The organism is Streptomyces gilvosporeus, assembly GCF_002082195.1.
In the GTDB taxonomy this organism is placed as follows: domain Bacteria; phylum Actinomycetota; class Actinomycetes; order Streptomycetales; family Streptomycetaceae; genus Streptomyces; species Streptomyces gilvosporeus.
In genome coordinates, this window is the sequence record NZ_CP020569.1 from 8,085,515 (window position 1) to 8,104,925 (window position 19,411).

18 protein-coding genes are annotated in these 19,411 nt (G+C 69.9%); 9 read left to right on the forward strand and 9 right to left on the reverse strand.

The features are described from left to right. Positions 1–19 precede the first annotated feature (19 nt). The 3 genes from B1H19_RS35705 to B1H19_RS35715 form a co-directional block, all read right to left on the reverse strand. The gene (locus tag B1H19_RS35705) at positions 20–1,093 is read right to left on the reverse strand and encodes a beta-propeller fold lactonase family protein (RefSeq protein WP_083109005.1); all 1,074 of its coding nucleotides are present in this window, start codon (positions 1,091–1,093) and stop codon (positions 20–22) included. A gap of 299 nt (positions 1,094–1,392) precedes the next feature. Continuing rightward, positions 1,393–2,217 carry an alpha/beta fold hydrolase gene (locus B1H19_RS35710; protein WP_083109006.1) on the reverse strand — a complete coding sequence of 275 codons (825 nt, stop codon included), beginning with the start codon at positions 2,215–2,217 and terminating at the stop codon, positions 1,393–1,395. Further along, entirely contained in the window at positions 2,214–2,804 is a 591-nt protein-coding gene (locus tag B1H19_RS35715) for a TetR/AcrR family transcriptional regulator (protein ID WP_083109007.1), read from the reverse strand. The genes B1H19_RS35710 and B1H19_RS35715 overlap by 4 nt, the downstream gene beginning before the upstream one ends. A 664-nt stretch (positions 2,805–3,468) precedes the next feature. Here B1H19_RS35715 and B1H19_RS35720 point away from each other — a divergent pair. Next, positions 3,469–4,359, forward strand: coding sequence for a glutamate ABC transporter substrate-binding protein (locus B1H19_RS35720; RefSeq protein WP_159028221.1), 891 nt, complete (start codon positions 3,469–3,471; stop codon positions 4,357–4,359). A gap of 126 nt (positions 4,360–4,485) precedes the next feature. On the opposite strand, the gene B1H19_RS35725 is transcribed toward B1H19_RS35720, so the two are convergent. Next, positions 4,486–4,893 carry a DUF5997 family protein gene (locus B1H19_RS35725; RefSeq protein ID WP_083109009.1) on the reverse strand — a complete coding sequence of 136 codons (408 nt, stop codon included), beginning with the start codon at positions 4,891–4,893 and terminating at the stop codon, positions 4,486–4,488. Between the two features lie 96 nt (positions 4,894–4,989). On the opposite strand from B1H19_RS35725, the gene B1H19_RS35730 reads away from it, so the two are divergent. After that, positions 4,990–5,757 (forward strand): LysR family substrate-binding domain-containing protein, encoded by a 768-nt coding sequence (locus B1H19_RS35730; RefSeq protein WP_083109010.1) that lies wholly within the window; start codon positions 4,990–4,992, stop codon positions 5,755–5,757. A 54-nt stretch (positions 5,758–5,811) separates the two neighbouring features. On the opposite strand, the gene B1H19_RS35735 is transcribed toward B1H19_RS35730, so the two are convergent. Beyond that, positions 5,812–6,390 carry a TetR/AcrR family transcriptional regulator gene (locus tag B1H19_RS35735; protein ID WP_083109011.1) on the reverse strand — a complete coding sequence of 193 codons (579 nt, stop codon included), beginning with the start codon at positions 6,388–6,390 and terminating at the stop codon, positions 5,812–5,814. A gap of 229 nt (positions 6,391–6,619) precedes the next feature. On the opposite strand from B1H19_RS35735, the gene B1H19_RS35740 reads away from it, so the two are divergent. The 4 genes from B1H19_RS35740 to B1H19_RS35755 are packed head-to-tail and all read left to right on the forward strand — an operon-like array spanning position 6,620 to position 11,523. Beyond that, the gene (locus tag B1H19_RS35740; RefSeq protein WP_083109012.1) at positions 6,620–7,204 is read left to right on the forward strand and encodes a (2Fe-2S)-binding protein; all 585 of its coding nucleotides are present in this window, start codon (positions 6,620–6,622) and stop codon (positions 7,202–7,204) included. Further along, positions 7,201–8,211 (forward strand): FAD binding domain-containing protein, encoded by a 1,011-nt coding sequence (locus tag B1H19_RS35745; RefSeq protein WP_083109013.1) that lies wholly within the window; start codon positions 7,201–7,203, stop codon positions 8,209–8,211. Before B1H19_RS35740 ends, B1H19_RS35745 begins: the two co-directional genes overlap by 4 nt. Then, positions 8,208–10,370, forward strand: a complete 2,163-nt coding sequence (locus tag B1H19_RS35750; protein WP_083109014.1) for a xanthine dehydrogenase family protein molybdopterin-binding subunit — start codon at positions 8,208–8,210, stop codon at positions 10,368–10,370. The genes B1H19_RS35745 and B1H19_RS35750 overlap by 4 nt, the downstream gene beginning before the upstream one ends. Next, positions 10,351–11,523 (forward strand): XdhC family protein, encoded by a 1,173-nt coding sequence (locus B1H19_RS35755; protein ID WP_083109015.1) that lies wholly within the window; start codon positions 10,351–10,353, stop codon positions 11,521–11,523. The genes B1H19_RS35750 and B1H19_RS35755 overlap by 20 nt, the downstream gene beginning before the upstream one ends. An 18-nt stretch (positions 11,524–11,541) precedes the next feature. Here B1H19_RS35755 and B1H19_RS35760 read toward each other — a convergent pair whose 3' ends face one another. Further along, positions 11,542–13,680: a SpoIIE family protein phosphatase gene (locus B1H19_RS35760; RefSeq protein ID WP_083109016.1), complete on the reverse strand. Its 2,139-nt coding sequence runs from the start codon at positions 13,678–13,680 to the stop codon at positions 11,542–11,544. 312 nt (positions 13,681–13,992) lie between these two features. Between B1H19_RS35760 and B1H19_RS35765 the strand changes: the two genes are divergently transcribed. Genes B1H19_RS35765 through qcrB form a run of 3 tightly spaced genes read left to right on the forward strand, consistent with a single transcriptional unit; the run spans position 13,993 to position 16,526 of the window. Then, positions 13,993–14,340 (forward strand): Ig domain-containing protein, encoded by a 348-nt coding sequence (locus B1H19_RS35765; protein ID WP_083109017.1) that lies wholly within the window; start codon positions 13,993–13,995, stop codon positions 14,338–14,340. Positions 14,341–14,360: 20 nt separating this feature from the next. Continuing rightward, on the forward strand, positions 14,361–14,855 hold the full coding sequence (locus tag B1H19_RS35770) for a DUF6328 family protein (RefSeq protein WP_083109018.1): 495 nt from the start codon (positions 14,361–14,363) through the stop codon (positions 14,853–14,855). A gap of 45 nt (positions 14,856–14,900) precedes the next feature. Continuing rightward, positions 14,901–16,526, forward strand: a complete 1,626-nt coding sequence (gene qcrB / locus B1H19_RS35775) for a cytochrome bc1 complex cytochrome b subunit (RefSeq protein ID WP_083109019.1) — start codon at positions 14,901–14,903, stop codon at positions 16,524–16,526. Positions 16,527–16,540: 14 nt separating this feature from the next. On the opposite strand, the gene ctaF is transcribed toward qcrB, so the two are convergent. The 3 genes from ctaF to B1H19_RS35790 form a co-directional block, all read right to left on the reverse strand. Next, positions 16,541–16,933, reverse strand: coding sequence for an aa3-type cytochrome oxidase subunit IV (gene ctaF / locus B1H19_RS35780; RefSeq protein ID WP_083109020.1), 393 nt, complete (start codon positions 16,931–16,933; stop codon positions 16,541–16,543). Positions 16,934–16,937: 4 nt separating this feature from the next. Further along, positions 16,938–18,656, reverse strand: a complete 1,719-nt coding sequence (gene ctaD, locus B1H19_RS35785; protein WP_083109021.1) for an aa3-type cytochrome oxidase subunit I — start codon at positions 18,654–18,656, stop codon at positions 16,938–16,940. Positions 18,657–18,967: 311 nt separating this feature from the next. Next, entirely contained in the window at positions 18,968–19,378 is a 411-nt protein-coding gene (locus B1H19_RS35790) for a DUF2795 domain-containing protein (protein ID WP_083109022.1), read from the reverse strand. Positions 19,379–19,411 lie beyond the last annotated feature (33 nt).

Genomic DNA, 19,411 nt, shown 5'->3' on the forward strand with positions numbered 1-19,411 from the left:
GTGGGGTGGACGCGTCGCGTCAGCGCGGGGTGATCGCGATACCTTCGGGCTCGTGCCCGGTCGGCAGGGTGGCGCGGAGCCGCGCGACGAAGGGGTCGATCACCGACACGGTGTCGGATTCTTCGTTGGTCACCCACACCCGCCTGCCGTCAGGCGTGATCGCGACACCCTGCGGCTTGACGCCGACATGAACGTGGCCGGTGATGGTACCGGTGGGGACGTCGACGATCAGCAGACAGTCCCGGGCGGAATCGGCGACGTAAAGGTGCCTGCCGTCCGGGCTGACCGCGTTGCCCAGCGGCGCCCGGCCGCCCGGCAGGATGGCCACCACGCTGTCGGTGTCGGGGTCGATGACCGACACCGTGCCGGAACCGGTGTTGGACACGAACACCCGGTCGCCGGAGGGCGTCGAACTGATCCCGCTGGGGAAGTCTCCGACCCGGATGGTCCGGATCACATGCTCCTCCGGGTCGAGCACGGTCACCGCGTGCCCGCCGTTGTCCGTCACATAGGCGCGTCCGTCCGGCACGGTGGTGATGCTGTGCGGCAGCGGCCCCACCCGTACGGAGTCGACCACCTGGCGGTCATGGGCATTGATGACCGAGACGGTGTCCGAGCCGAAGTTGGCCACCAGTACCTCGCGGCCGTCGCGGGTCGGCGTCGCCGCGAAGGGCCGCCGCTGGACCCCCACGGTGTCCGTGGGCAGCCGGTGGTTGGTCTCGATGAAGGTGACGGAGTCGGAACGGCCGTTGGCGACGTAGGCCTCGTCGCCGTCCGGAGACACTCCCACGCCGGTCGGGCCATGGCCCACCTGGACGGCGCCGACCTGGCGTTCCAGTTGGGTGTCATAGACGGAGACGGTTCGCGAGCCGCTGTTGGCCACATAGGCGCTGACGCGGATGGGGAAGCGCGCCAGATGTCGGGGCGTGCGGGCGGGCGGCGAGCCGGTCGCGGCCAGTACGCAGGGCAGGAGCAGGGCGGCGGCCGAGGTCCAACAGAGGTGACGACTGCGACGCGAGAGTCGCGCTCTGCGCGGACGGCGCCCGCCCCGTGCGGTGCCGGGCGGGGCGCCGACGGGATGAAGGGGATGCATGAATGCTCTCCTGAATCAGCCGTAGTGATCATTGTGGTCCCACAAGATCAGGCATCTGGAGAGCAGGCATCTCGGGATCCCGCATGCGGGTACCGGCGGCCGGTACCCGCCGATGCCCCGTCGGAGTGAACGCTGCGCGGCCGCAGGGGCATATGCCCCGGCCCGACCCCGGTCTCCACGGGGCGCAGGACGGCGGACGGGTGGATGGCGGGACTGATGGGCGAACGGGCGGCGGCGCGGACGCCCGGACGGGCGGATGGCGGTCGGGCGCACCGGTGCGGGGCCCGCTGCGCAAGGTGTCAGTCGAGCGCCGCCAGCAACTGCTTGCCGAACTCCTTCGGGTGCTCGGTGCATCCCAGATGCCCGCCCGGGAATTCCAGGACCTCCCTGCCCAGCAGTTCCGCCAGTCGAACGACCGGTCCGTACAGCGGCACCTGACCGCGAGAGTCCCGCCCCGCCGCCGGTATCAGCCGGTCTGCGACGCGTCGCAGAGCGACGAGGTCCGGGACGGTCGAGGAGAAGGGGCACAGCATGTGCCCCAGGAACACCGGGAGGTTGGCGTGCATCCGTGGGGCCATCTCCTGGATCTCCGGCGGCAGTTCGGTGGTCCGCTCCGTCGGCCGTCCCCCCAGCGCCTGGCTGAAACGGGCCATCGCCGCACCGGCCCCGTCCGTCCGGAAGACGTCCCGCACCTCGGCGAAGAGCGCCCGGTGCGGCGCCGGATCGTCCAGGAGCTCCAGCAGCGGCGGCTCGTGGACGACCACCCGGCGCAGCCGCTCCGGATGCCGGGCCAGCAGGTCGACCGCGACGATGGCGCCGGAGCTGCTGCCGTAGACGTAGGCGTCCTCGTCGGGTGAGAGCGCTTGGAGCAGCCGGTGTGCGTCGTCGCTCCACACCTCCACCCGCTGGTCGGTGAGCGGGCCGTCGAGCGGGCTACGGGACAGGCCGCGCGGGTCGAAGGAGACGACGGTGTACCGGGCGGCGAGGTCGTCCGCCATGCCCGCGTACAGTCCGGCGTCCGCGGCGCCGCCCGGTATCAGCAGCAGGACCGGTCCGCTGCCGCGCCGCTCGTAGTGCAGGGTCGCGCCGGGCACCTTGAGGGTGCCGGTGGTGGGCTGGTTCATCGGGTGGTGCTCCCATCGTGTCGGGACGGCCAGTTCTCCAGGAGGACGTGGAGCGCGTCGAGCGCACGCGACCAGGACTCCTGTACGGCGCGGGGGTGTCCGAAACCGCCGCTGAGCTCCAGGTGGATATAGCCGTGGAAGGTGCTGCGCAGCAGGCGGCCGGCGTCGGTCAGGTCGGGCTCGGTGAGGCCGTAGCCGCGCAGCATGCCGTAGGTCAGCTCGACGCTGCGGCGGAGCCCCTCGGAGTCGGCGATCTCCTCCGGGGCGAACCGCATCTGGGTCGCGGTGTAGCGGCCGGGGTGCGCGAGGGCGTACCCCCGATAGGCGTCGGCGAAGGCGACGAGCGCCTCCTTGCCCGCCCGGCCCGCCACCGCCGCCCCGATACGGTCCGTCATCTCCCGGGAAGCCAGGAGGGCGACCCGTACGCGCAGGTCCCGCAGATTCTTCACATGCGAGTACAGGCTGGCGTCCTTGACCCCGAAGCGCCGCGCGAGCGCGGACACCGTGACCTTGTCGAGCCCGACCTCGTCCGCCAACTCCGCGGCCGCCTCGGTCAGCTTGGCTGCGGTGAGCCCTGCGCGTGCCATCGCCACCTCCGACTTCTCTACCTAGAGCCTCTAGGTTAAAACCTAGCATGTCTAGGCAGGGTCGGGGTGCGCATCGGCCGACCATCGCCCCTTGGGGCGACGCCCCATCTAGACCCCCGATATCACCCATCGGAAGGGCAATTTCGGCCATCAACTCCTCTGGCTACCCTCAAATTCCGCTCAAATGTAATGACAGCAATACGCGCCGTTCATTATTGTCTGCCCATTCGAGACAGGACGGAGTAAATCGATGACCGCCGTATCGGTGACCCTGAATCCCGTGTTGGCGGAGAAGGATCTTGTCGTCAGGAGTGGCCGTCGGCTATCGCTCCTTGGGCAGGTCGAACAGTCGGCCGGCGCCGACTCCATCGAGCCTTTCGGTCAAAGTCTCCGGGCCCGCTCTGGCAAACGCGATAACCGGTGTATTCGGCGGGCTGCTTCCCGCCGCGGATGCCCCGCGCATCATCGCCCCTAGCAGTACCGACCCGATGCCCGGTAAGCAGCGCATCGCGCCCCGCGGATCTGCCCGCCGGCCGCTGCGCAGGGCGCCCGTGCCTGCATCGTCGGGTGCTACGGACGGATGCCGTCACCGCCGTGCCCGGACAGCGCGGTCGGCCGCCCCCTCAACGCACACATATCGACCTCACCCCTCTCCGGAGAATCCATGAGCCTCAGACGCCCGTGCATTGCTGCGACAATTGCCGTATGCGCCCTCGCCGTTGCGGGCTGCTCTGACACCCAGTCAGCGCAGCCTTCCGACGTCAACACCGCTGCGAGTTTCGCCAGCGGTTCGTCGATGGACAAGCTGCGGGCGTCCGGTCGCATCAGGATCGGCGTGAAGTTCGACCAGCCGGGGATGGGCTACAAGAAGGCCGGTTCACACGAACCGAGCGGTTTCGATATCGAGATCGCAAAGATCGTGGCCGGGGGACTGGGAATCCAGCCGAACAAGATCCAATGGGTCCAGACCACGTCGCAGAACCGGGAGAAGTTTCTGGAGTCCGGGAAAGTCGACTTGGTGGTCGCCTCTTACACGATGAACAACGCGCGCCGTGCGGTTGTGGGACAGGCGGGTCCCTACTTCGTCACCGGCCAGCAGCTGTTGGTGCGCAAGGACCGTGGCATCTCCGGCGCGAAAGACGTCAAGGGCAAGAAAGTCTGCGCGGCCAAGGGCTCGACCTCGGTCCGCGCCATCAAAAACTCCTACCAAGCCACTCCCGTCCAGCTCGCGACGTACGGCCAATGCGTTGCGCAACTGAGGGGCGGCTCGGTGGATGCCGTCTCCACCGACGGCGCCATCCTGCTCGGATATGCCGCACAGGACCCTCGGGAGCTGGAAGTTGTCGGGGAACCGATCGACGAGGCCGGTTACGGAGTGGGCTACCGCAAGGGCGACACGGGGATGTGCAACTTCATCGACGACACCCTGCAGAAGGCGTTCCGGAACGGATCGTGGGACAACGCCTTGATGACCACACTCTGGAAGACGTCGGGGCTGCTGCCCAGGCACCCGGACGTCATGGAATCCTGCACCGGCTCCGGCACGGCGTCGTAGGACGCCCGGCGGGCTCTTCGGAGGGGCGGCGCGGGAGGGGGGCTCCCGGTGCCGCCGCCGACGAGAGCGAGAACGGTGCCGGGAGCGGCACCGTCGAGGGCGGGGCCGGTGACGCGGGGCCGGTGATCAGCCTCGGCCCGCGTTCTTCTCCTGCTCCGCCTGCTCCCGCTTCTTCTCCTTGATGCGCGCCCCTTCCTTGCGGACCTCGGCCTGCGTGGCGCGCTCCTTCTGGAGCCACTCGGGGCTTTCCGCCTTCAGCGCCTCGATCTGCTCCGTGGTCAGAGCCTCGGTGATCCCGCCGCGGGCAAGACCGGAGATGGAGACGCCCAGCTTCGCCGCGACCACCGGCCGGGGGTGCGGGCCGTTGAGCCGCAGCTCGCGCAGCCACTCGGGCGGCTCCGCCTGGAGCGCGTTCAGCTCGGCGCGGGAGACCACGCCCTCCTGGAACTCGGCGGGGGTGGCCTCGAGGTACACACCCAGCTTCTTGGCCGCGGTGGCGGGCTTCATCGTCTGGGTGCTCTGGTGCGACTTCATGGTGTCAAGGGTATCGAGCGCATGCACGGTCTTTGACCACGGTCGGCGCCCACGGCCCGTGACCTCGCCTGTGACCACAACCGGTAGCCTGGCGGAGTGACAGGCTCCGAAGCATCCCCGTCGTTCCGGCTCGCTTACGTCCCGGGAGTGACGCCCGCCAAGTGGGTGCGGATCTGGAACGAACGCCTGCCGGACGTCCCGCTGACCCTCCTCCAGGTACCCGCCGCCGAGGCGGCCGACGTCCTGCGGGACGGTGGCGCGGACGCGGGTCTGCTGCGGCTGCCGGTCGACCGGACGGACCTCAGCGCGATCCCGCTCTACACCGAGACGACGGTGGTCGTGGTCCCGAAGGACCACCTCGTGGCCGCGGTCGACGAGGTGACCGCCGAGGATCTGGCCGACGACATCGTGCTGCACCCCCTCGACGACACCCTCGACTGGGAGCGGCCGCCGGGACGGCCGGCGTTCGAGCGGCCCGCCACCACGGAGGACGCCATCGAGCTGGTGGCGGCGGGTGTGGGGCTCCTCGTCGTCCCGCAGTCTCTCGCGCGCCTGTACCACCGCAGGGACCTCACGTACCGCCCGGTCACGGCCACGCCCGAGTCACGGGTTGCGCTGTCGTGGCGGGAGGACGAGACCACCGATCTGGTGGACGACTTCATCGGCATCGTCCGGGGGCGGACCGTCAACAGCACACGCGGCCGTCGCCAGGCCGCCCCGTCCGCTTCGGCAGAGCCCCAGCGGAAGCAGCCCGCGAAGGACGGTGCGCGGCGAAAGCCGGCGGCCGGGAAGCCGTCCGCACGGGGTGCGCGGAGGGGGTCCGGCGGCCCCAAGGGCGGTAAGCGCGGCAAGCCTCGCCGTTAGGAGCGGCTCGGCCCGCCGGGGGCGGCCGGCTTGGCCTGCGTCGGGTCCTCTCGCCTATGCCCCGGGGGCGCCCGCGCGCAGGCCGTCCATGACGAGGTCGAGGAGGCGGTTGGCGCGGGAGTGCCAATCGGTATGGGGATCGATCTGCCAGAGGCCGGCGATGGCGAGCAGGAAGTCGTCGGGGGTCACCCCGGGGCGGATGGTGCCCGCTTCCTCGTTCGCGGCCAGCAGGAGGGCGAGAGCCGAGGTCAGCGAGCCGCGTGCGAGACCGGCCAGGCTGCCCTGCGTACTGGCGGCCTTGCGCATCGCGTCCGCGAGCCCGGCCTTGGCCATGGCGTACTGGGCGAGGCGGTCCATCCAGGCGCGCAGCGCCTGATCGGGGGCGCGGTGCGCGAGGAGCTGGGCGGCGCTGGCGGAGACCTGCTGGACCTCGTGGCGGTAGACCTCCAGGACGAGGGACTCGCGGTTGGGGAAGTTGCGGTAGAAGGTCCCCTGTCCGACGCCCGCCTTCTTGGCGATCGCGCTCAGTGGGGCGTCGGCGGAGCGGGTCAGCTCTTCGAGTGCGACTTCCAGGATGCGCTCGCGATTGCGTTGCGCGTCCGAGCGCAGTGGTGCGTCCTTTTTCGGCTGCACTCGTCCTCCTTCCGGCTTCCGGAAACCGCTGCCGGGCCGGCCTTGCTAACCGGACAACTGTCCGGTAATTTTGAAGCTAGCGGACAGTTGTCCGCTTGGGTCCACCATAGCGGCAGATGCGGCCGGTGTGGACGGGGGAGGTGGCCACGGCGACCGGCTTTCATCTCCACCCGCTCCGGCGTGACGGACGCGGCTGGGTACACGCGATACACGCGAAAGAAGGCTGATCATGGCCCCATCGACGGCCGGCGCCATCACCCTCAACATCAACGGCGAGAAGCACACGCTGCCCGTCGACCACCGGACCACCCTGCTCGACGCGCTCCGCGAACGGCTCGATCTGACGGGCACCAAGAAGGGCTGCGATCACGGCCAGTGCGGCGCCTGCACCGTCCTGCTCGACGGGCGCCGAGCGGTCTCCTGTCTTCAGCTCGCGGTGGCCGCCGAGGGGCGGGAGATCACCACCATCGAGGGGGTGGCGGACGGCGAGCGGCTGCATCCGGTGCAGCAGGCGTTTCTCGATCTCGACGGCTATCAGTGCGGCTACTGCACTCCGGGGCAGATCTGCTCGGCCATCGCGGTGATAGAGGAGCACGCCGCGGGCTGGCCCAGCGCCGTCACCGGCGATGTACGGCCCGAGGCGGGAGCGCCGCCGCTGAGCGCGGAGGAGATCCGGGAGCGCATGAGCGGCAATCTGTGCCGCTGCGGCGCATATGTGGCGATCGTGCAGGCGGTCGCGCGGGCGGCAGAGGCCGAGGCCGAGGCCGCGGATGTCGATGCCGACGCCGATGCAGATGCGGAGGAGGCGGCATGAGGGAGTTCGGCTACCAGCGGGCGTCCGACGTCCCCGGGGCGGTCGCCCTGCTCGGCGCCGAGCCCGAGGCGCGGTATCTCGGCGGCGGCACCAATCTCGTCGACCTGATGAAGGCGGGCGTGGAGCGGCCCGGGCTGCTCATCGACATACGGGAGCTTCCCCTCGACCGCATTGAGACGACCGAGGACGGCGGGCTGCGCATCGGGGCCACCGTCACCAACAGCGATCTCGCCGCGCACCCCGAAGTGCGGCGCCGTTACCCGGCGTTGGCGCAGGCCGTCCTGGCCGGTGCGTCGGGCCAGCTGCGCAATATGGCCACGGTCGGCGGGAATCTCCTCCAGCGCACGCGGTGCGGCTACTTCACGGATATGAGCAAGCCGTGCAACAAGCGTGTTCCCGGGAGCGGTTGCCCCGCGATCGCGGGCGAGCACCACAACCACGCGATCCTCGGCGCCTCCGGCCACTGCGTGGCCGTGCACCCCTCCGACATGGCGGTGGCGCTGGCCGCCTTCGATGCCGTCGTCACCTACGAAACGGCCGACGGTGCGGGCGAGTTGCCGCTCGCGGAGTTCTACCTGCCCGTCGGCGACACCCCGCACCTCGAGACCGCACTGCCGCCGGGCGCGCTGATCACCGGCCTCACCCTGCCCCCGGCTCCGGCCGCCGCCATGTCCCGTTACCGCAAGGTGCGCGAGCGCGCCTCGTACGCCTTCGCCCTCGGCTCGGTCGCCGCCGCCCTCGACGTCCACGACGGAGTGGTGCGCGACGTCCGCCTCGCCTTCGGGGCGGTGGCTTCCCGGCCGTGGCGGGCCCGGGAGGCGGAGCGGATGCTGACCGGGGGACCGGCGAGCGCCGAGGCGTTCGCCGCCGCCGCGGACGCCGAACTGACTGCCGCCGAGGCGCTGCCCGGCAACGCCTACAAGGTGACGCTGATCCGCAACCTCGCCGTCGCCGTGCTGAGCGAGCTGGCCGACCTGCCCGACACGACCGAGGGGACCCCGCGATGACCACGCTGACGACCGAATCCACCGCGGTCACCGGGGCCGTCGGCACGGCGCGCACCCGAGTGGAGGGCCTGGCGAAGGTCACCGGCGCGGCCCGCTACGCCGGCGAGATCCCCTACGCCGAACTCGCCCACGGCTGGCTGGTGTTGTCCACCATCGCCCGCGGCCGAATCCGCTCCGTGGACGCCGCCCCCGTACAGGAGATGCCCGGCGTCCTCGCCGTGCTGCACCACGGGAACGCCCCGCGCGTCGACGCCGACTACGTGGGAATGCTGGGGAAGCCCGACCCGACCCTCGCGGTCTTCCAGCACGACCGCGTGCCGAGCGTCGGCTGGCCGGTGGCGCTGGTGGTCGCCGAGACCTCCGAACAGGCCCGGGAGGCCGCCGAGGCGCTGGTGGTCCACTACGACGAGGACCCGCACGACGTCGCGTTCTTCGCCGGGTGCCCCGGTGCGTACACGCCGGAGAACCCTCCCGGCCTGGCGACGGAGCAGGGCGATCTCGAGGCCGGACTCGCCGCCTCCGCCGTCGTCGTGGACGCGGAGTACACCACGCCCGAGGAGCATCACAGCTCGATGGAGCCGCATGCGGCCACCGCGCGCTGGGAAGGCGGCCGCCTTGAGGTCGTCGACTCCAACCAGGGCAGCATGTGGGTGGCGCAGGAGCTGGCGAGCCTGTTCTCGCTGGACCCGGCGTCGGTACGGGTGCGCTCCGAGCACGTCGGCGGCGCTTTCGGGTCCAAGGGCGTGCGTGCGCACCAGGTCTCCGCCGTGATGGCCGCGACCGTGTTGCAGCGCCCGGTACGCGTCGTGCTGACGCGCCGTCAGATGTTCTCGCTCGTCGGCTACCGCAGTCCCACCGCGCAGCGGATCAGGCTCGGCGCCGATGCCGATGGGCGGCTGCGGGCCCTCGACCACCAGGCGCTCAACCTCACCTCGACCGTGCATGAATTCGTCGAGACGAGCGCTGCCATGGCGCGCGTGATGTACGACGCCGATGCGCATCACACCGTCCATCGCGTGGTGGCGCTCGATGTGCCGACGCCGACGTGGATGCGGGCACCGGGGGAGGCCCCGGGCTCGTTCGCGCTGGAGTCCGCGCTGGACGAACTCGCCGAGAAGGCCGGCGTGGATCCGATCGCGCTGCGCGCCCGCAACGAACCGCGAGTGGGGCCCGTCTCGGGGCTGCCGTTCAGCAGCCGCAATGTGCTCGCCTGCTTCCAGGAGGGCGCCCGCAGATTCGGCTGGGCGGACCGGGATCCGCGCCCCCGCCTCCGTCGCGACGGGCGCTGGCTGCTCGGCACCGGTACGGCCGCGGCCACCTACTCCTCGGGAGTCGCCCCGTCCACGGCGGCCGCCACGGCCGAGCCGGACGGCACCTTCACCGTACGGATCACCGCCGCGGACGTGGGCACCGGGGCGCGGACGGCGCTGGCACTGGTCGCCGCGGACGCGCTGGGGGTCGCACCGGACCGTATCCGGATGAAGATCGCGGACAGCGACTTCGGCCCGGCGATGGTCGCCGGCGGCTCGATGGGCACCCGCTCCTGGGCCTGGGCGGTCTCGCTCGCGGCCCGCGGGCTGCGCGAACAGCTGGCCCTGGGCGGCACCATCCCGCCCCAGGGCATCACGGTCCGGTCGGACACCACCGAGGCCGTCGGCGCGCTCGCCCAGCAGGAGCGGCATTCGTTCGGGGCGCAGTTCGCCGAGGTCGCGGTGGACGTCGCCACCGGGGAGGTCCGGGTTCGGCGGATGCTCGGCATCTTCGCCGCGGGCACGATCGTCAACCCACTGACCGCCCGCAGCCAGCTCATCGGCGGTATGACCTGGGGTCTTTCCATGGCGCTGCACGAAGAGGCGATCCGCGACCAGACGTCGGGCGCCCACGTCGGCCCCGACCTCGCCGGCTATCACTTCGCCGCGAACGCCGATGTCCCGCTCATCGAGGCGGACTGGGTGGACGATCCGGACGACGACGATCCCGTCGGCATCAAGGGCATCGGCGAGATCGGCATCGTGGGAGCCGCGGCGGCCGTGGCCAACGCCGTCTGGCATGCGACCGGTGTACGCCACCGGGACCTGCCGATCCGGCCCGACCGCGTCATCCTGGCGGAAGCGGGAAGAGCAACCGTGGGAGAACGGGATGCTGGACATCGCCGATGAGCTGCACCGCTGGCTGGAGCAGGGCCGGGACTTCGCCGTGGCCACCGTCGTGGCCGTCGGCGGCAGCGCCCCGCGCAGCCCCGGCGCCGCCCTGGCCGTAGACAGCGGCGGCACGGCCATCGGCTCGGTCTCCGGCGGCTGCGTGGAAGCGGCCGTCTACGACCTGTGCGCCCAGGCGCTCAAGGACGGCGCCACCGTGCGAGAACGCTTCGGCTACAGCGCCGAGGACGCCTTCGCGGTGGGCCTGACCTGCGGCGGAGTGATCGAGGTGCTGGTCACGCCGGTGCGCGCGGACGCCCCCGACGCCGCCGTGTTCGCCGCGGCGCTGGGGGCCGCCGCCCGAGGCGAGGCGGCGGCCCTGGCCCGCGTGATCCAGGGCCCCGCCGGACTCCTCGGCAGGCCGCTGCTCATCCGCCCCGACGGCTCGTACGAAGGCGGCCTCGGCGGGGATCCGGAGCTGGACCGCACGGCGCTGGCGGAGGCCCGCGCCCTGCTGCACGCGGGTCGTACGGGCTCCGTCGACATCGCGGCGAGCGGTGCGCACTGCGAGGCCGATCTGACGCTGTTCGTCGAGTCGAGGGTGCCGCCGCCCCGCATGATCGTCTTCGGTGCGATCGACTTCGCCGCGGCACTGGTACGCACCGGCAAATTCCTCGGCTACCACGTCACCGTCTGCGACGCCCGCCCCGTCTTCGCCACCCGCGCCCGCTTCCCCGAAGCCGACGACATCGTCGTCGACTGGCCGCACCGCTACCTCCAGCGCACCGAGACCGACCCGCGCACGGTCCTGTGCGTCCTGACCCACGACGCCAAGTTCGACATACCCCTGCTGGAGGCGGCGCTGCGCCTGCCGGTCGCCTTCGTCGGTGCCATGGGCTCCCGCCGTACCCACGAGGACCGCAACCGCAGACTGCGCGAGGCCGGCGTCACCGAACAGGAGCTGGCCCGGCTGCGCTCACCGATCGGCCTCGACCTCGGCGCCCGTACGCCCGAGGAGACCGCACTGTCCATCGCCGCCGAGATCGTCGCGGCCCGCCAGGGCGGCACGGGCCTGCCGCTCACGGGCTCGCGGAGCCCGATCCACCGCGACGCGGCCGGGCGGGAGACATCCGGGCGGGAGACCTCCGGGGGCGGGGCGGATGCGGTGGCGTGACGGGGACCGGCGGTGGCCTCAGGCACGGCCGGCCCGGCAGGCCCCCTTCGGCCCGACCCGCTCCGCCGACAGCACCATCAGCGCCACATCGTCCTGACGGTCCGCGTCCGCATGGCGGCTCTCCAGCAGGGTGTCGGCGAGCCGGTCGGGGCCCAGCCGCGGCGCGGCGTCGAGGCGTTCGGCGAGCTGGGCGACGGAGCGTTCCAGATCGACACCGGGGGTTTCGACGAGGCCGTCGGTGTAGAGGGCCAGTACGGATTCCGGGGGCAGCGCGATCTCCGTGGCCAGATAACGCGCCTGCGGATCGATGCCCAGCAGCAGGCCCGGAGGGACGTCCACCACCGTCGTGGGCCGATCGGCGAGGCGCAGCAAAGGGGGCGGATGGCCGGCGCTGGCCACGCAGGCGCGGTGGGTGCGGACATCGATATGGACGTACAGACAGCTGGTGAACAGATCCGGGTCCAGATCGGTCAGCAGCCGGTTCGTCCGGGCCAGCACCTCACCGGGCGGGGCGCCGGCGGACGCATGCGCATGGACGGCCGTACGAGCCTGCCCCATGAGGGCCGCGGCAGCCGCATTGTGGCCCTGGACGTCCCCGATGACCGCGGCGACGGTGCCCTCGTCCAGGCGGATCAGATCGTAGAAGTCGCCGCCGATGTCCATCCCACGGGTCGACGGCAGATACCGCGCGGCGACGGCGAGCCCCGGCACCGTCGGGAGCCGGTGCGGCAGCAGACCGGCCTGGAGATCGTGCGCGAGCTGCTGCTTGGTGTCGTACAGACGGGCGCGGTCCAGCGCCTGCGCGATCAGCCCCGCCAGCGAGGTCAGGACCTGGCGCTCTTCCGGGCTGAAGGTGCGGGGGCGGGTGAAGGCGAGGATGCAGCAGCCGACCGGGCGGCCGGAGACGATCAGCGGCAGGACGGCCCGGGCCGCCTTGCCCGTCAGCCGCGGCAGCCCGGGGTAGTCGCGTTCTATCTCCTCGGGGGAGGAGTAGAAGCTGGGCTCCCCGGTGGCCAGGGCGTGGACGGCGGGGCTGTGGGCGGCGCTCAGGGCGACGCCCTCGAAGGCCGCGACGGCCTGCGCGGGGTATCCCCGGTGGCCGATGGTGCGCAGCCGCCCCGCCTCCGCCGCATACATCAGCATGCCCTGAGCGCCGAAGGCCGGCACGATCTGGTCGGCCACGAGATCGACGACATCGCGCGCCCCCACCGCCTCGGTGAGCGCCGCCGCCAGATGCAGTACGTGGTAGATCTGCCCGGCCTGTACGGGGACCGCCTCGTCCTCCGCGGGGGTAGCCGCCGGGCCGTGCTCCCCGTCCGAGGGGAGGATCCACACGCTCAGGCCCCGGCCGTCCGGGTACAGGCGGAAGGTCAGCCACCGGTCCGGCGGCCGGTGTGCGACGAAGGACATCGTCCGGCGGCTGATCACCGCGGAGCGGTAGCGGTCCTCGAAGACCGGGTCGCGCAGCCACGGCAGGACCTCCCAGGGACGCGATCCGACCAGGTCCTCCACCCGCGTGCCGAGCAGTTCCGCCGCGCCGGAGGTGACCATGGTGACGCGGCCCTCCAGGTCCAGCGCGCAGCCGCCGCCGGGCAGCCGTTCGACGAAATCGACAGCCGCCAGCGCCTCCTGCGGATCGACGGTGCGTACCGGGGGCGGTGACAGCACCCGCGGCGCACCGGCCGGCGCCGCGGAGCCGCCGGCCAGGGGGCTGGTGCGCAGGACGGATGCCAGGCGGCGGCAGCCGTTCTCCACCGCCTCGCGTTCGGCCGGCGACAGCTGCGGTGCGTGGCCGGCCGGCCACAGCAGCAGCAAGGAACCCAGGCATCCGGCCCCGTCGTCGATCGGCGCGGCGGCGAGCGCGAATTCGTAGGGCACGGCCACCGACGTACGGGGAAAGTCACGGGCCAGCTGCTGATGGTCGGCCGCCCACACCAGGTCCTTCCGGCGCATCGCGACGGCCACCGGGATCGGGGCGGCCAGCGCCACCCGGCGCCAGGGCTCCAGCATCCGCAACGGCATCCCGCTCATGACGGTCAGCTGGAGCACCGGCTCATCGGCCGCCAGCAGATACAGCCCGCAGGCGGAGGCCTCGGACTGCATCATCACCTGGAGCAGCGCCCGGTCCACGGGATCGGAGCCGGCCCCGTCGCTCATCTCGTACCTTCACACAGCTGCCGTGGGGAAATCAGAACAATTCTCCTGGAACAGTGCCGACGTTACGCCGTTGACCGGGCCGCGGCACACGAACGCGGGGCGCGGCGGAAACCCGGGGACGCCGGCGACGCCGACTTTGTCACCCCACCGCAGGAACTCCCCGGAAACGGGGCGGTCATACCCGAGGACTGCCCCGTGCGCTGCTTACCATCGCCGGAATAGCCGAAACCGCCGGAATCACCGCATCGCTGAACCGCCGGAAAGAATTCTGGCCGGCTCGCCACCCGTCACCACCATTCATCAGGAGGCTGTATGAGCGCGAAAGCGGGCTCGGAGCGGACGCTGGTCATTCAGCCGGCCGGAGGGACGGGGCAGCATGCCGGTCACCATCAGACCTTCGCCCATCCCCTCAAAGCCCGGCTGATCAGCCGCGGAACCGCAGATCCGGTGGCCGGCGAGCCGGTGACCTTCGTCTGGGACGCCATGAGTCAGCAGGTGCTTTTCGAGGGTGACGAACCCACGGTGACCGTACGCACCGATGCCCAGGGATATGCGCAGACCCCGCCACTCGTGGCGGGTGATGCGGCCGGCACCGCCACCTTCACCGTCACCGCCGAGGGGGCCTACCCGGAGCAGTTCGAGGTCACGGTCGACGGCTGAACCGGCGCTGGGGAAGTCGCATGGAACCGCACGGGCAAGGGTCGGCATACGGACGCCATGAATCCGAGGAGGAGCGGGCGGACCGGCGATGGAGCGAACTCCTCCAAGAGGTCCGGGTCACCCAGACCGGCGTGCAGATTCTCTTCGGATTTCTCCTCACCGTGGTGTTCACCCCGAGATTCGCCACGCTCACCGCCACCGACAAAGCCATTTATGTGGTGACCACCCTTCTCGGCGCCGCCACAACGGGAGCCCTCATCGGGCCGGTGACCTTCCACCGGTTCGTCGCCGGACGCCATATCAAGCCGCAGACGGTCATCTGGGCCTCGCGGCTCACCGTCGTCGGCGTCGTACTGCTGTTGGCGACCGTGGCCTGTGCGCTGCTGCTCATCGTGCGCCTCGCCCTGAACAACGGCGCCGCGATCTGGATCGTCGCGGGACTGATGGTGTGGTTCGTCGTGTGCTGGTTCGCGCTTCCGGCCTGGGCCCGGCATCACTATCCGGCCAGGAGATGACACCGCCGAACTGCGACTGCCGTACAGGACGAGGGAGCACAGTGCATGCCTTTCCGCAAGCGTAGAGACTGTCCGGAGCGCGCGGCGCGGCGGGCGGCGGAACGCGGATTTCGTCGCCTCGACGAACGGCTCCCGGCGGCCGAGGCGGGAAAACTGTTGCGCAAGGCATTCCCGGACCACTGGTCTTTCCTACTCGGGGAACTGGCCCTGTACAGCCTCATTGTGCTCGTCCTCACGGGCATCTTTCTGACGCTGTTCTTCGATCCGGTGATGGCGGAGAGCGCCTATCACGGCTCCTACGGCCCGCTGTACGGCACCCGTATGACCCAGGCCTACGCCTCCACACTGAGACTGAGCTTCGATGTGCGGGGCGGGCTGCTGATCCGGCAGATCCACCACTGGGCCGCCCTGACCTTCGTCTCGTCCATCGGCGTCCATATGCTGCGCATCTTCTTCACCGGCGCCTTCCGCCGCCCCCGCGAAGGCAACTGGATGATCGGAGTGACGCTCTTTCTGCTGGCGCTGCTGGAGGGCTTCTGCGGCTACTCGCTGCCCGACGACCTGCTCTCCGGCACCGGTCTGCGTACCGCCGACACCATCATGGGCTCCATCCCCCTCGTCGGAAGCTATCTGTCCTTCTTCGCCTTCGGCGGCGAATTCCCGGGGAGGGCCATCATCCCGCGCCTCTACACGGTGCACATCCTGCTGGTGCCCGGCATTCTCATCGCGATGGTCACCGCCCATCTCATCCTTGTCGTCTACCTCAAACACACGCAGTGGCGCGGCCCGCGGCGGACGAACCGAAATGCCGTGGGGCAGCCGATGGTTCCTCAGTGGCTCACCAAGTCCACCGGACTCTTCCTCATCCTCTTCGGGTGTATGGCCGTCCTCGGCGCGGTGGCCCAGATCAACCCGATCTGGAATTACGGCCCGTTCCGCGCGGATCAGGTATCCACCGATGCCCAGCCCGACTGGTACGTGGGGTTCCTCGAGGGCGCCCTGCGCCTGATGCCGCCTTGGGAAACCCGTCTCTGGGGCCACACCGTCATGTGGAATGTGTTCCTGCCCGCCGTCGTCCTGCCGGGTGTGTTCTTCCTGGTCCTGTACCTCTATCCGTTCTTCGAGAGATGGGTGACCGGCGACCGGGGGGAACACCATCTGTGCGACCGGCCGCGGGAACGGCATACCCGTACCGCTTTCGGGGTGGCCGGCATCGTCTTCTACGCCGTCCTTCTGCTGGCCGGCGGCAACGATCTCATCGCGTTCGGCTTCGAATTGTCGGTGAGCGCCTTGACCTGGGTGTTCCGGGTAGCGGTCGTGGTCGGACCGCCGCTGGCGTTCGTGCTCACCAAGCGGATCTGCCTCGCGTTGCAGCATCGCGAGCGGGAGCGGCTGGTCGAGGGCGATGAATCGGGGCTGGTGAGCCAGTCGGCCTACGGGGACCTGACCGAGGGACACCAGGCGCTGGCCCGGAAGGAACGGTTCACCCTGCTCGCACGCTCGGACCCGGCGCCGTTGGAGATCACCCCGGCGGGTCCGAAGGGGCTGACCCGGTACGGGCGGCTGCGCGGCGCGCTGAGCCACTGGTTCTACGGCGACCAGGTGGAGATGCCGGTCACCGAGGAACAGCGGGAGGACATCGCCGCGTTGAACGCACCACCGCGTGACTGAGACGGACAGGAGCCTCAGCCGCTGCGCTCCTGGAACTGGAAGACAAACCCGAAGACCCCCGCGGCCAGCAGACCGATGCCGATCAGAAAGACCCACACCCCATAAATCACCCCGAGCGCGGCAATCGCGAAACCCACGGCGGTCAGGGACGGATAGATACTGCGCGGCGGGAAGAAGTCCAGGGGGCCGGAGCGCTGGTACACCTCCGAGTCCTTGTGATCTTCGGGACGGGTGCCGCGTCGGCGGTACTGGATGAAGAGAAAGAACGTCACCAGCGTCGACATGATGAAGGCGACGGTCAATGCGGTCGTTCCCGCCGGTTCCCGGTCCGACCACCAGCCGTAACCGACGGCGGTCACCGCGAAGAAGAGCGCGACACCGCCGAAAAGAAACGCTTCGATTTTCACGGGCTCACTCGCTCAGGGTGTCGGGGGTGGCCGCGCCGTCCGTACCCGCCCCGCCGACCGGTGCCGGCCCGGCGGCCTCCAGCGCGACCTCGGGGTGGTGCAGATCGAAGGCGGGGGAATCGGACCGCACACGGGGCAGCGTATGAAAGTTGTGGCGCGGGGGCGGGCAGGAGGTGGCCCATTCGAGAGACCTGCCGAAGCCCCAGGGGTCGTCCCTTTCCACGCGGGGGGCGTAGCGGCGGGTGCGCCATACGTTGAACAGGAACGGCAGCGTCGAGGAGCCCAGAAGAAAGGCGCTGACCGAGGAGATGGTGTTGAGGGTGGTGAAGCCGTCCGCGCTCAGATAGTTCGCGTAGCGCCGGGGCATGCCCATCTCGCCCAGCCAGTGCTGCACCAGGAAGGTGCCCTGGAAGCCGACGAACAGCGTCCAGAAATGGATCTTGCCCAGTCGCTCATCGAGCATTTTTCCGGTCCATTTAGGCCACCAGAAATAGAATCCGCCGAACATGGCGAAGGCGACCGTGCCGAAGAGCACGTAATGCAGATGAGCGACGATGAAATAGCTGTCGGTGACCTGGAAATCCAGCGGCGGCGAGGCGATGAGCACCCCGCTCAGTCCGCCTAGCAGAAACGTCACCAGAAACCCGATACTCCACAGCATGGGCGTTTCGAAGGAGAGACTGCCGCCCCACATGGTCCCGATCCAGTTGAAGAACTTCACCCCGGTCGGCACCGCGATGAAGAACGACATCACGGAGAAGAAGGGCAGCAGCACGGCACCGGTCGCGAACATGTGGTGCGCCCAGACCGAGGCGGACAGCATGGTGATGGCGATGGTGGCGCCGACCATGCCGACATACCCGAAGACGGGTTTTCTACTGAACACCGGAATGATTTCGGTGACGACACCGAAGAACGGCAGCGCGACGATATAGACCTCCGGATGCCCGAAGAACCAGAACAAATGCTGCCACAACAGGGCGCCCCCGTTGGCGGCGTCAAAGACATGCGCACCGAATTTACGGTCCGCCTCCAGGGCGAGCAGCGCGGCGGTCAGCACCGGAAAGGCCAGCAGCGCGAGAACGGAGGTGAAAAGAATGTTCCAGGTGAAGATCGGCATCCGGAACATCGTCATGCCGGGGGCGCGGAGACACACGATCGTCGTAATGAAGTTCACCGCCCCCAGGATCGTGCTCAGACCGGCCACCACCAGCCCCATCGTCCAGAGGTCCGCGCCCTTGCCGGGCGAGAACACCGGTCCGTTGAGAGGCGCGTAGGCAAACCAGCCGAAGGACGCGGCGCCGCCCGGGATGACGAATCCGGACACCACCATGATGCCGCCGAGGAGGAAAACCCAGTACGTGAAGGCATTCAAACGCGGAAAGGCCACGTCCGGGGAACCGATCTGGAGCGGCATCACCGCATTGGCGAAACCCGCGAACATCGGCGTCGCAAACAGCAGCATCATGATGGTGCCATGCACGGTGAACAGCTGATTGTACTGTTCGTTCGACACGATCTGGAGTCCGGGCCGCATCAGTTCCGCCCGCATCACCATGGCCAGCGCACCCGCCAGCAAAAAGAAGGCAAACGCGGTCACCATGTACATGTTGCCGATGACCTTGTGGTCGGTGGTGGTGATCCAGCGCAGCACCACCCGGCCGAGAACGGAGCGGTCTTTCTGCGCCGCCGCGCCGCGCAACTCCCGCTCGATTTGCGTCATCGACGCTCCCTCTCCTGGCCGCCCATTACGGTTCCGGTGACAACTCCCGGCGCAGGACGGGCATATCGTAAGAGCGCCCGAATACGCCGTGAGACGCCTCCCTCATACCATGTCGGTGGCATGGAAAGCGCATATCTGACGCCGTTCAGCGGGTGTTTTGCACGCGTCGGCGGGTGTTTTGCGCGCGCCCGATGCGTACGCGGAGGGTCGGGTGGTCGGTAGGCCGGAGCCGCCCGAAGTCGGACGCGACGCCGCGCCGCAACACCCCACCGAACAATCCGAGTTGGAGCAGGAGTCCGGTACCGGACGGGTCAATCGCGGAGATCCTCCGTGCCGAGGCCGAGGGACTGGGCGATGCTCTGGACGTTGCCGTACCGTTCCCCCTCCGGCAGGCGCTTGGCCAGTGCGATCAGGCGATCCGGTGCGTTGTCGCGTACCAGCCGTTCGACGACGGTGAGCCGGTCGACGGGATACATGCTGCGGCCGAGGTGCTGGGCGAGTTCGGAGCGTACGGCGACGTCCTCCGGGGACATCCCGTGCGGGGTGCCGCCGCGGAACGAGGCACCGGGTGCCTGCACCGCCTCGGGCTGATCCTCTCCGGCCGGCTGGAGCTCGCGCTCCTCGACGGTGCGCAGCGAACGGTCCCTGGTCATCTCCGCGCGCAGTTCCTTCTTCATGACGTCGTCCCGGGCGGGGCCCGTCTTGTCCGTGCCGTGTTGCATGACCGCTTGCGCCTCCAGAGGTGCGGGACGAAG